Genomic DNA, 12,198 nt, shown 5'->3' on the forward strand with positions numbered 1-12,198 from the left:
CCTGTTATTTCAGTTTATTTCCATCCTTGAAAGCATTCCCGACTTTCTCACCAAGCACGAGATAATCATTGTGTACCGCATCGTAGGCAATAGCTCTCAATTTTGCTGCATCAATCAGACCATCCTCACCAAGCACACACTCGTCTGCACTGACATTGACGATCTCTCCGATGATATTGCCGTCCTCATTGAATTTCACCAGCTTGCATTCCAATGCCATCGACAGTTCACAGATGATCGGAGCGTCTACAAACGCACTTTTTTCTGTGGTAAATCCTGCCTTTTCCAGTTTATCAGAAACCTTATTGCCGGAGACCAGCCCTACATAATCGCAGGCTACCATATGAGGCGTATCTGCAAAGCTGATGGTAAAAGCCCCTTTTAGCCTGATATTTTGTGTCGTTTTATGACCTGCGCTTAAGGAAAGCACCACATGATTATAGTCGTAAATACCGCCCCACGCCGCATTCATCAGATTGGCCTTTCCATTTTCATCATAGGTGCCGATCATCAATACCGGCATGGGATACATCCATGTTTTCTGTCCAAAATTTTTTCTCATCACAAATCATCCTTTCATTTTTCTTAATGCCCGCCGAACACCAGCAGTTCCATAGTATTCAGCTTTTCATCAATCACGGCAATTTCATCCTGACTCAAACAGATATTTGCCGCTTCAAAGTTCTCTTTCAGGCGTTCTGGTTTCCGGCTGCCGGGAATCGGCACGATAAAAGGCTTTTTACACAGCATCCACGCCAGAGAGATTTGTCCCGGCGTCGCATTCTTTTCTGCCGCCATATCACGCAGCATCTGGAGCAGCTCCCGGCTCTTTTCAAAACCTTCCGGAGTATACTGAGGCATATTACTGCGGAAATCTGCACCCTTTTCAAAACTGGATTTTTCGTTGTACTGCCCACTTAAAAAGCCGTTTGCCAGCGGGGAGAATGCCACATAAGTGATCCCCAGTTCTTCCACCACAGGGAACAGATTCTCATACCATCTAGCCATCATAGAGTAACGGTTCTGAATCGCCGTCACAGGGCAAACGCTATGCGCCCGACGCAAATACGCTTCATCTGTCTCTGAAATACCCCATGCCCTGATTTTTCCTTCCTTCATCAAATCGGACATGGTGCCCGCCACTTCCTCCGGCTCTACCTTAGGATCGATCCGGTGCTGATAATATAAGTCGATGTAGTCTGTGCCCAGGCGTTTCAGGCTGCCCTCCAGTGCTTTGCGAATGCTCTGCGGCCTGCTGTCCATAATCAAATGGTCTTTGCCATGAGTAACTCCGCACTTACTCGCTAAAATAACTTTATTGCGCACCGGCTTTAGAACAGCGCCCACAACCTCCTCATTATAAGCCACCGTGCCATCCGGATTGGTTCCGGTATAGCACTCGGCTGTATCAAAAAAGTTATAGCCGATTTCCAGCGCCGATTCCAACACTTTCATTCCTTCCGCTTTTGTCAGCGGTGTACCACTGGCATGGGTAATGCCCATACAGCCCAACCCTACCGAAGATACCTTCATACTTTTTCCTAAATTTCTCTTCTGCATTTTATCTCCCTCCGGTTATGAAATGTTATTATGAAAGTTGGTAAAGATAGCAGGCTCTTTTTCCGGCAGCCCCAGCTTCTCTTTTCCCATTTGGATGCTTTTCATCAGAAAGGCCATGTTGCGTCCCAAAGTACGCATAGTCTGTAAGCCTTCTTTATCTTCCAGCACTTCCTCCGGCCTGCCGCCATATACCATGTTCCAATACTGGCTGCTTACAATCGGCATTCCATTCATGGTAAAATACTTGTTCAGCATATCAAAGGTGGCCGTATTTCCTCCCCGTCGGCAGGAAACTACCGCAGCTCCCACCTTCATGGTTTTGTCTGTGTTCAGCGTGCTGAAGAACAGCCGATCCAGGAAAGACACAACGCCGCCAGCCGGGGAGGCAAAGTACACCGGAGAGCCAATGACGAATGCGTCTGCCTCCGCCAATTTTGGAGCTACTTCATTCACAATATCATCAAACACACATTTCCCACTGCCAGTAGAGTGGCATTTACGGCAGGCAATGCAACCACGCACATCTTTGTTTCCAACATGGATGATTTCGGTCTCAATGCCTTCCGCTTCCAGCGTCTTTGCCAGTTCAGTCAGGGCAGTATAAGTGCATCCTTTTGCTCTTGGGCTGCCGTTCACAAGTAATGCTTTCATAAGGGATTCCTCCAACTTCTAAGATTCTTCTTGTTCTGTTTCTTCCATTTTATCACATGGTTCTCAAAACAGAAGTCTCCAGTTGTTCATCAGTTCCAACCCCAAGGTTTGCACTCGTAATAAAAGCAGCACAGCTTATTACGGGCTGTACTGCTTTTCGTTACCGGCGCGTATATCGAAGCCAGAGCGTATCTCCATCCAGAGTTTTTGCTTCCTTTAATTTGAAGACTGCCGGAGATCGGGCCGAAAGGAAATCTGCTTTTTCAAAAATAGATACTGCCCGTGTACTTCCATCCGCAACCGGAGCCATAACAATACTCAGTTCATCCAGTAAATCCTCCTGTACGAATGACCAGTTCATCAATCCACCACCAGCAATCATCAGCCGTTCAATAGAAAAGAGACGGTAAAGTTTCTCCAAAAGAATCCAACAGTCAAGAGTATCCTTGCCAGCAAAAATATAGGAAATTTCTTTTTTACGAAGATACGCAAGATAATCTATATGTACTGCTTCGGTCAACACCTCCACAATATGGGCTTTGGCACGCCCCTTTTTTTCAATTGTTTCCACGCTTGCGGCAGGGCCGCCACTCATGGGCATGAAGTAACGAAAATAGCCAAGACCATACCGGAAAGTACACCATATATTTACAGAACCCATAGAGAAACCACCAAATCCACGGTGATCACTGGAAGCAATCAAACCATCCGATGTGGTATCTTCTGCATAAGTGCTGTATTTGCTCTCCACCGCAGGAACGAGGTCATTCAGCAGTTCGTTATGAAATTGATCGGTTAATTGCAGCGCAAGGCTGTAATTCCCGCTGTCCTCACCGCTGGTATTGTTGTAAGTAGGCAGGACAATGATGAGCGGCTGTATTTTGCCGTCCTCGATGGCATGATCGATTACATATTTGAAGGAATGGGTGGCCTCATCGGTTCCCATAAGGCTTGTTTCATTTGACCAGCCACCGTGGCTCAAATAAAACACATTATACTTTTGTTCCTCAGAATAGCCGTAGGGGAGATATACCCAGGCTTCTTTTGTCAGTTCCTGTGCATGATCCTCATAGGAGAAGGACTCCCACGTCTTATAGGTCAGCTTTTCCAAAGTTCCCGGATGCTCTGACGGACTTCTGTATCCATCCGGAATGTATTCCAGTTCATCTGGAATGGTTCCACTTAAATTGTTTCTCTGCTCGTCATCCACCGTATCAACTTCTGTCTGTGTGTTCTCTGTCACTGTTTGCTCCTGCTCTATATTTTCTGTTTGTGACGGTTGCTGCTCCATGCTGTTTCCGCAGGCGGTCATGCCAAGGAGCAACAGAGCAGCCATCACAATAAATACTGTTTTTCTCATAGGTACCCGTTCCTATTCTTCGCCATACACTTCCCGAATCAGCGGAAACGTACTCCACGCCTTCGGCCATCCGCAGTAAAATGCCAGTTGCGTGACAATTTCCACTGCTTCTTCCTTCGTGATCCCATGCTCTTTACCAAGCTCCAGATGAGATTTCAGTTGTGGGTATAAGCCTGCTGAAAACAAGGCTGCTATTGTGACCATGCTCCGATCTCTTGCGGAAAGCTGTTCCTCTCTCGACCAGACTTCTCCAAACAGAACATCATCGTTCAGCTCTGCAAATTTCGGAGCCAGCGCCCCTAATTTATCCCTTCCTGCTGTCTGCTTCTTTGCCATCTTTACCATCCTTTCTATTGGAGCTTCTCCAAATTTTACAATTTACTGTACTCATTTTCATCTACTGCTTCGCACCACTCCGTCGAGGTTTCTTCTCCCGGAACCTCGACTGCCAGATGCTGAAATGCCGAATCGGGGGCTGCCCCATGCCAGTGCTTCACCTCTGCCGAAATATTTACAACATCTCCCGGACGAAGCTCTCTGGGTACTTCTCCCCATGCCTGATAGTAACCACGGCCTGCAGTGACTAACAAAATCTGACCGCCACCCTTTTTTGCGTGATGGATATGCCAGTGATTTCGGCAGCCCGCCTCAAAGGTAACATTTCCAATCACAACCTGTTGCGTTGAAATCATGTTCAAATTGCTCTTTCCATCGAAGTGCTGCGCAAAAGCAGAATTTTCGTCCCCGATAGGAAAAATGCTTGTATTCTCTAACTCACACATATCATGTATTTCTTTCATAGACCGCATCTCCTTTACAAACCTAAGCCTTCCACCCAGGCAACAATATCATCCTCAGAAGCACCAGAACGGAAACGCTGGCCTTCCTGCCAGTCACCGGTTCCTGCCATTTCTGCAAGCAGTTCGCCGCTTTGTCCCATACCGGAGCTTGCAGATGTAGCAAACGGAATGACTGTTTTACCGGTAAAATCATTGGTCTCGATAAATTCATCAACTGGCCATGCGGCGATACCCCACCAGATTGGGTAGCCGATGAATACCGTATCGTATTCACTCCAATTATCGACTGTTGCGGATACAAGCTCCACATCTCTTTCGTCCTCATTTTCATGCTCTCTGGTTACTCGGCTATCATCGTTTGTCCAGTTCAAGTCATCGTTGCTGTACGGCTCCACGGGTTCCAGTTCAAACAAATCGGCTCCCAGGGTTTTTGCGATTACATTTGACACATTCTCGGTATTTCCAGATGCGGAGTAATAAACAACCAGTGTCTTTCCACCAGTGCTTTCCGTATCCGCAGCTTCTGTTTCTTCCGATGTTTCAGGCTCCTGAGTTTCTTCACTCACCGGTGTAGAAGTGGCAGGCTCTGTTTCTGCTGCCTGCGGATTGTTACCACAGGCGGCAAGACTGAATACAAGCATCAGGCTTAAAAGTAATGCGATCAATTTTTTCATTCTTGTCAGCTCCTTTCGTGCTTAAAAGCATTCTTTGAAGATCGCATAGATTTCTTCATGGGTCATTTTTTTGTAACTGCCGGGCATGATGACACAGGAGTCTGCAATCGCTTTCAGGTCAGTGTTCTCATCCACTCCCAAGTCCTGCAAAGATACCGGCAGTCCAATTTCAACGATGAAATCTTCCAGCGCCTCAATACCGGCCAGAGCGATTTCCTCATCTGTCTTTCCATCAGCAGAAACTCCCCAGACATTCAGAGCAAACTGCTTGAATTTTGCCAATCCTTCTTTGTAGATATGGCGGTAATACACCGGATGCAGTACGGCCAGCCCTGCACCATGGTTGCAGTCCGTATATGCCCCAAGCTGATGTTCCATCTGGTGGCATTCAAAATCCATCCGTTTTCCCAGCTTGATGATACGGTTTTCACCCATAGTCGATTCCCACATCAGATTACTTCTCGCTGTGTAATCCTCCGGATTCTTAATAGCTGCCCGCAGATCGCGGATCACGCCACGCATCAATGCTTCGGAAATATCATCGGACACATTGGCTGCATCCGGATCGCTGAAATAAGTCTCCATGATATGGGAAAGAATATCGAAACCTCCGGATGCCATCTGGAATTCCGGTACACTGTAAGTGTAGGTAGGATCAAGCAAGGCAAACAGGGGATTGCACTGAGGGTAGTCCCGTCCGGTCTTTATTTTCAATTCCTCATTGGTAATGACCGCACCGCCATTACACTCGCTGCCAGTACCTGCCACGGTAACGATCACCCCAAGGGGAAGCGGCTCAAAGTCAAAAATACCCGCTCTTTCCCAGAAATCTTTCCAAACATCTCCCTTATATCTGGCCGCAATGGAAATTGCTTTGCAGCAATCCATCACACTGCCGCCGCCTACGCCCAGCAACAAACCTACATTGTTTTCTCTTGCCAGCTTTGTGCCTTCCAGCACCTTTGCGTAAGTAGGATTTGCCATGATTCCCGGAAACTCGATCACCGTCTTTCCTGCGGCAGTGAGGATAGACATTACTTCCTCATACACTCCGTTTTTCTTAATGGAACCGCCGCCATAGCAGAGCATCACAGTATCGCCATATTGCTTTGTCAGGCACGCCAGATATTCCTTGACACAGCCTTTTCCAAAATAGACCTTCGTTGCGTTTTCAAAAATAAAGTTGTTCATTTTGATTCCTCCTGTATTATTTCATTTGCTTTTCCCAGAAAGCAATCGCTTCCTCTACCCAGCCATCGGCCACCGTATCGGTTCCAATTCCAAAACCGTGACTAAGCCCCGGATAATGATGAAACTCTGTGTCAATACCAAGCTTCGCCATGCGGTTAAGCCGCTGCTCCATCGTTCGCCAGTTAGCAATGCCATCATTTTCTCCTACACAGGCAAAGGTGGGCGGATCGCACTCCGTATAGTCACTATGGCCGGTGTACTGCATGATCACCGCTCCCGGCTGAGGTAGTTCAGCCCCACCGAAATCTGCCGGACCATAAGAACCGAGCCATGCCGCCATTCTTGCTCCAGCAGAGCCGCCCCACAAAGAGTAGCTGTCTGTATCTACTTCCAGTTCCTCTGCGTTTTCAAAAACAAAGCTGATTGCCCTTGCCAAATCCTCACAAGCAGTCTGTGCGCCGGGACGGTAAATCAAAGCGAAAGCATTATAACCTTGCTTCGATAATTCCTCATCTCTTCTATGGGAGTATCCACGGTATAATCGCTTGTTTTTGTTTCCTGCATTGATGCGCCCCCTTCTAGTCTTGATTTGCTGGTGGCATCAGAAGCTGCACTCGTTTCCGGAGCTGTATCCAAATTCCCACTGCAACCTGCAAGGCAAATCAGCAAACAAGTAACCGCTGTCATCCATACAGCCCTTTTCAAGCATTCCACCATCCTTTCCGTTTGTTCTGGTTATAGTATAAAGAAAACGAGACCTCATAAGAAGTCTCGTTTCGTTCATCAGATATTACCCGAAGGTTTTAAGTCTTATTTAGAAGCTGCGGCTTTTGCCGCTGCCAAAAAACGCACCACAGTCTTTGACGGCTGTGGTGAATGAAGCAATCCATACGGAATGTAATGCTCCCATTCCACCGGAATCACCTTTAGCAAAGGATGCACATTGGCCCATCCTGGAATCGCCATCAGAATATCATTGCCATTCTCGCAACGGTTAAAAATATTTACATCATAAAAATCAAAATCAATAATATGAATCTGGGAATGGTTCTTCCACAGATCGTCCCGAAGCTTATCCACATAACGGCTCCACCCCCGGTGCATGAGGAAAAGATTTTCCCCATACAGATCTTCTATCTTTAATTTATCCTTTGCCGCCAATGGGTGATGCACTGACACCGCACAGCAAAGCGGTTCACGGGATAATTCCAGCCCGGCGCAGCTACGCAGATCCAGCATTGTCTCGTCAAAAATCCCACCGACCACATCTATGTTTTTGCCCAGGTTTCTTAAAATTTCTCTGGCATTTTCCGGTGTATTCTCAAAGGGAATGATCTGGAATTTAATATCTGGGCATTGCTCCTGTATCTTCGGCCATAGCTGCATCAGAAGCTGTGCCGGTGTAATCGGAGAAGTTCCGATCCGAATCACATTGCTATCTTCCTGCATCGCATTTTTAGCCCGTGTCACGGAGTCCTTGCAATACTGGATAATATACTTGGAATCTTGGTATAAGGACTTTCCGGCTTTTGTCAGATGCAGTCCCCGATGCGTTCTCTCAAACAATTTCAACCCCAAAGATTCTTCCAGGAGGTTAATCTGCTTAATCACCGCAGTAGAAGTTATGTGAGATTCTTCCGCTGCTTTATTAAAACTGCCTGCGTCTGCCACACGCAAGAATGTTTCCAGTTGAGGATTATACACGTTGCCACACCACCTTTCCTGTCATTTATTCCCTGGCAGCCTTTACTGCCGCCGAGATGAATCTTTTAACCAGCTCCGATGGAGCCTGATTATGAAGCAATCCATAAGAAATGCTGTACTCCCATTCCACGGGTATTACCTTTAACAAAGGATGCACGTTGGCCATCCTGGAATCGCCATCAGCACATGATTGCTATTTTCACAATGATTAAAAATCTCTGTATTATAAAAATCAAAATCCTCTAGTATGATTTGGGGATGATTTTTCCAGATTTCATCACGGAGCTTATCCACCTGAATGCTCCATCCCCGCCGCATCAACATAAAATGCTCTCCATGCAAATCCGCCTAATCCAAACAGTGCTTCATCAAAAATACATCCGCACACATCAATTTCTTTTCCAAAATTAAGAAGTATATTTTTGGCTCGCTCCTGCGTGTTCTCAAAGGGAACAATCTGAAATAAGAAAAATGGAGGTATATACCATGACAAACTATGCAAAAACAAATATCGGAAATGAAGGTCGAGTTGAACTTCACGAAGCCCTTTCTCTCACAGGTGCTGAAATAAGTATTAATAATCTTCCTGCAGGAGCTAATGTTCCTTTCGTACATTCTCATAAAACAAACGAAGAAGTTTACGGTATCCTTTCTGGCAAGGGAAAAGTTATTATTGACGGAGAGGAAATTACTCTCGCTGCTGGTGATTGGATCAGAATTTCTCCTTCCGCAAAGCGTCAGTTCTTTGCCGCTGAGGATGCTGGAATTTCATTTGTCTGTGTTCAGACTAAGGAAAACTCTCTGGAAAAATTTACAGCAAATGATGCAGTAGTATATTAATCTTATTTCTTCCTTACTTTATTTTGTAAAGATATATTTCCGGCAAAATTTAGTTCAAATCAGTTTAGTCTACCCTTTTCTGCTGCAACTTTGATGCTATAAACATCCGCAATTCATGCAGGATAAGTTTCAAGGATTTCAGCTTGGAACACCTAATTCGCTTCATTGGAAAAACCTTCAATCTGAATACAATTATTCTTGAAAACTAATCGGCCAGTTTCTACCAGTTCATCAGTATTATATTTCGTTTTATCTACATAGAGGTATCCGTCAGCTTCATTCAATCTGAGGGTAAAATCGAAATATCCTCGATCAGACAGCTCATAGCTTGATCCCTTTGCATAGTCATATATGATTATGCGACTATCAATGATGCCAGAACCAAAGGTATATGTAGCACAGATTTCTGGATAGTCATCACCGGTAAGATCTGCAAAGTACGCATTCCAAATTGGCATTCCGGTAATCAAAATTGTATGGTCGGTAAGTTCTGAGGTGTCAAAGGGTTTTGACGCAATTATCTGTGCCTGGTTGTAGCTGAAAGTAACATCTGGATATATTGGAAGATTTATAGTTGATTCATCATCCATGGCAGAGGGGTTCTCTGTGTAATCAAACCACTTTATTACGGAATTTATCTCATCCACAATACGCACTTCTACATTTTCTACTTCAACATAAACAATAATGTCCTCATTGGTGGAGTTCTGCATATTCACACCAATCTTAAACCACGTATCTTTTTCTGCATCAAATTCCACAGGCATACCATGTGTAAGATAAGTGGCTGTGTATCTGGTTTCTGTTGTTTTGTTGACTGGAGATAAAATGACTTCCGTATCACCCAATCCATCACCAGACCATATTTTAATTGAATTTCTTATTGTGCTGACTTCCTCATCCGTATATACAAATTTCTCTTGACTTCCTGCGGGAACAACAATTCGCAATGTATAGCTATCTTGCTTGGGATTAGTCAGGAAACAAACTGCGACGCCGACACAAACAATGACCGAAATAATAATAACCCAGAACGCAGGCTTCTTATAATTCATCACAGACTTCACACGCTCCTTAACACTAACCTCACCAAAAGCGAGTGGACAAGCAGCAATCATACGACGATTTACGCTGCATGCCACAAGTGCCTGTGTATAATCGCCTCTCTGCTCGTTGCCAAGCTCCTTGATGACCTTTTCATCACAAGCAAGCTCGATGTCACGGCACAGCAGAACATAAGCCAGCCACATCAGAGGATTGAACCAATGGATCATCAGCAAAAGGAAACCAAGGGGTTTCCACCAATGGTCTTTACGACAAATGTGCGCCTGCTCATGGGCAACAACGTATTCCAGATACTGACCGTTCATTTTGAACGGGAGATAGATTCTTGGTTTAATGATGCCAAGCACAAACGGAAAGCTTACATTCTCACTCTGGAAAATGTTGTCCTTGTAGCGAACAGCAGTATCAACTTTACGGCGCAAACGCCAATAGCTGATAGCCGTATATAGCGCAAGTGCAATCATGCCGAAAATCCAGATGTATTCATAGATACCAATAGTGATTTGCAGCAGATTTACACTGGCACCAGCCATCGGCGTATTGGACTGGCTGATGATGGGATTAACTGCGTTGTTTATTGCACTTATTCCGCTATTGATGGTAGGGGTGGTATCCATGCCTATGTTCAGTGGAATGGTTTCGGCACTTGGAATTAGGCTCAATGTGCTTTCAAAAGAGAATGGGAAAATCAATCTGATGGCTACAATGCCCCACAGCAGAACATTGATCCATTTGGGAGCTTTCTTCAGAACGAATCTGAGAATCAGCACAGCCAATACAAGCCAGCTTGCCGATATGCTCATGTTGATGATCTTCAAAAAAAGTTCGTTCATTGCGAACCTCCTTTCCTGATGCAGTCAATCATACGCTGCACTTCATCGAGTTCATCTTCGGACATATCCTGATGCTTCGTAAAAGCAGCGATGAATGCGGGCAAAGAACCCTTAAATTTTTTCTCAACCAGTTCGTCAATTTCATACGCCTGTGCTTCATCTTTAGAAACGAGCGATGTAATGACGCTGTTATCATTCTTTAATACGCCACGCTCTCCAAGGCGCTTGATAACAGTATAAGTGGTGGTTCGCTTCCAACCAAGTTGTTCCTGGCAGAGCTTTACAAGCTGGGCAGCAGTAACCGGCTCATACTCCCACATAATCAAACAAAAACGATATTCGCTTTCGTGAATCTTCGGAAAATCCATATTCATAGCCTCCTTGTCTACGCCATTAGACTCTATGTATAGTCTACTATATTAGACAAGCAAAATCAATAGAGTTCATAGAAAAGATACAAAAATGCCCGCAGGATCTCTCCCACGGGCAAATCGTTAGTTAGCTATCAAGCAGTTCCTCTATATCAAGTGCATCGGCAAGCATTCTGCTCTGTATATCAATTATTTTTTCTAATGCCTGCAAACGCTTTTCATTGATAGCATAGCCTTTCATAATATATTGTTTAAGAACATTATTTGCCCATTTTCTAAAAGCTATACCTCTTTTAGAATTAACTCGATATCCAACGGATAAAATCATATCCAGGTTATATATATTCGGTTTTCTTCCTACCGAACTTTTGTCGGAAAAACCGACAGAAGTCTCATCTAATTCTCCTGAAGCAAGAATATTGGTGATATGTTCACTTACTGTAGCATGTTTAACATCAAACAATATGTACTGGTCAAGCTTTTTTGTAACACTTTGTTCGATAAATACCTATTTGTAACGAGCCCCCATTGGTGTTAAATAATTATTGTGTGAATGAGGGCGAACATAGTTGTACCAATTTATGTATTTAGTAGTGAGTTCATCCATCACCTCTACATTTGAAAATGAAGTTACGTTATAAAAATTGCTTTTGAAAGTATTATAAAATCTTTCCATCGGAGCATTATCATAAGGACAGCCAGCCTTGCTCATACTTTGTGTTATATTATTTCCTCCACCTCGGCATTGACCTGTCCGTTCACCTTGGAGAAAGAGCGGATATATCCGGCGTAGTGGAGCAGGACAGCGTTCACGGCTTCCGGGTCGCCCTCACACGCTTTGATAATAGTTTCGTAAGGGAGAAGTTTACTCATGGCGGTATCTCTCCATTTCCTCCCGCAGTTTCCGCAAGGCAATCTGGATATGCCGCCCTGCTGTGCTGCGTGACCGGCCAATACACGCGCCGATCACGCGCTGCGACTGATGCAGAAAGTAATAGCGCAGGATTTCTTCCCGTGTCTGCTCCGGCAAAACAGAGATCGCGTTGGCAAGGGAGGCGTTGCTCAATAGAACGGTCTGACCGCAGACGGTAAGAGGGTGTTCTTCGTCCGGCTCCGGTTCGGCAAATTGGATAAACTTCTCATTTGTTA

16 protein-coding genes are annotated in these 12,198 nt (G+C 45.0%); 1 reads left to right on the forward strand and 15 read right to left on the reverse strand.

Annotated features, from left to right (window positions below):
- Positions 1 to 4: 4 nt before the first annotated feature.
- From WJP93_RS11550 to WJP93_RS11595, 10 genes are all read right to left on the reverse strand, one after another.
- On the reverse strand, positions 5 to 562 hold the full coding sequence (locus WJP93_RS11550; protein WP_337548439.1) for a flavin reductase: 558 nt from the start codon (positions 560 to 562) through the stop codon (positions 5 to 7).
- A gap of 23 nt (positions 563 to 585) precedes the next feature.
- Positions 586 to 1,560: an aldo/keto reductase gene (locus tag WJP93_RS11555; protein WP_337548440.1), complete on the reverse strand. Its 975-nt coding sequence runs from the start codon at positions 1,558 to 1,560 to the stop codon at positions 586 to 588.
- Positions 1,561 to 1,575: 15 nt separating this feature from the next.
- Positions 1,576 to 2,211: a flavodoxin family protein gene (locus WJP93_RS11560; protein WP_227102195.1), complete on the reverse strand. Its 636-nt coding sequence runs from the start codon at positions 2,209 to 2,211 to the stop codon at positions 1,576 to 1,578.
- Positions 2,212 to 2,371: 160 nt separating this feature from the next.
- Entirely contained in the window at positions 2,372 to 3,571 is a 1,200-nt protein-coding gene (locus WJP93_RS11565; protein WP_337548441.1) for a dihydrofolate reductase family protein, read from the reverse strand.
- A gap of 12 nt (positions 3,572 to 3,583) precedes the next feature.
- The gene (locus tag WJP93_RS11570) at positions 3,584 to 3,907 is read right to left on the reverse strand and encodes a carboxymuconolactone decarboxylase family protein (protein WP_337548443.1); all 324 of its coding nucleotides are present in this window, start codon (positions 3,905 to 3,907) and stop codon (positions 3,584 to 3,586) included.
- A 35-nt stretch (positions 3,908 to 3,942) separates the two neighbouring features.
- On the reverse strand, positions 3,943 to 4,371 hold the full coding sequence (locus WJP93_RS11575; protein WP_337548445.1) for a cupin domain-containing protein: 429 nt from the start codon (positions 4,369 to 4,371) through the stop codon (positions 3,943 to 3,945).
- A gap of 14 nt (positions 4,372 to 4,385) precedes the next feature.
- The gene (locus tag WJP93_RS11580) at positions 4,386 to 5,045 is read right to left on the reverse strand and encodes a flavodoxin (RefSeq protein WP_337548446.1); all 660 of its coding nucleotides are present in this window, start codon (positions 5,043 to 5,045) and stop codon (positions 4,386 to 4,388) included.
- 21 nt (positions 5,046 to 5,066) lie between these two features.
- Positions 5,067 to 6,236, reverse strand: a complete 1,170-nt coding sequence (locus WJP93_RS11585; RefSeq protein WP_337548447.1) for an iron-containing alcohol dehydrogenase — start codon at positions 6,234 to 6,236, stop codon at positions 5,067 to 5,069.
- A 16-nt stretch (positions 6,237 to 6,252) separates the two neighbouring features.
- Positions 6,253 to 6,825, reverse strand: a complete 573-nt coding sequence (locus tag WJP93_RS11590; protein ID WP_337548457.1) for an alpha/beta hydrolase — start codon at positions 6,823 to 6,825, stop codon at positions 6,253 to 6,255.
- A 221-nt stretch (positions 6,826 to 7,046) separates the two neighbouring features.
- Complete coding sequence (locus WJP93_RS11595; RefSeq protein WP_337548448.1) at positions 7,047 to 7,940, reverse strand: LysR family transcriptional regulator; 894 nt, start codon at positions 7,938 to 7,940, stop codon at positions 7,047 to 7,049.
- 486 nt (positions 7,941 to 8,426) lie between these two features.
- Between WJP93_RS11595 and WJP93_RS11600 the strand changes: the two genes are divergently transcribed.
- A complete protein-coding gene (locus tag WJP93_RS11600) occupies positions 8,427 to 8,780 on the forward strand; it encodes a cupin domain-containing protein (protein WP_337548449.1) in 354 nt (117 codons plus the stop codon).
- Between the two features lie 152 nt (positions 8,781 to 8,932).
- On the opposite strand, the gene WJP93_RS11605 is transcribed toward WJP93_RS11600, so the two are convergent.
- The 5 genes from WJP93_RS11605 to WJP93_RS11625 all read right to left on the reverse strand — a co-directional run.
- On the reverse strand, positions 8,933 to 10,678 hold the full coding sequence (locus WJP93_RS11605; RefSeq protein ID WP_337548450.1) for a M56 family metallopeptidase: 1,746 nt from the start codon (positions 10,676 to 10,678) through the stop codon (positions 8,933 to 8,935).
- Positions 10,675 to 11,046, reverse strand: a complete 372-nt coding sequence (locus WJP93_RS11610; protein WP_118616262.1) for a BlaI/MecI/CopY family transcriptional regulator — start codon at positions 11,044 to 11,046, stop codon at positions 10,675 to 10,677. The genes WJP93_RS11605 and WJP93_RS11610 overlap by 4 nt, the downstream gene beginning before the upstream one ends.
- A 130-nt stretch (positions 11,047 to 11,176) precedes the next feature.
- Positions 11,177 to 11,512 carry a virulence RhuM family protein gene (locus WJP93_RS11615; RefSeq protein WP_262538711.1) on the reverse strand — a complete coding sequence of 112 codons (336 nt, stop codon included), beginning with the start codon at positions 11,510 to 11,512 and terminating at the stop codon, positions 11,177 to 11,179.
- Positions 11,513 to 11,769: 257 nt separating this feature from the next.
- The gene (locus WJP93_RS11620) at positions 11,770 to 11,922 is read right to left on the reverse strand and encodes a helix-turn-helix domain-containing protein (RefSeq protein ID WP_262538713.1); all 153 of its coding nucleotides are present in this window, start codon (positions 11,920 to 11,922) and stop codon (positions 11,770 to 11,772) included.
- Positions 11,915 to 12,198 (reverse strand): sigma factor-like helix-turn-helix DNA-binding protein (locus tag WJP93_RS11625; protein WP_337548455.1); only part of this gene is annotated, 284 nt, incomplete at its 5' end. The genes WJP93_RS11620 and WJP93_RS11625, both read right to left, overlap by 8 nt.

The sequence above is a fragment of the Anthropogastromicrobium sp. genome (genome assembly GCF_037349415.1).
Lineage (GTDB): Bacteria > Bacillota > Clostridia > Lachnospirales > Lachnospiraceae > Anthropogastromicrobium > Anthropogastromicrobium aceti.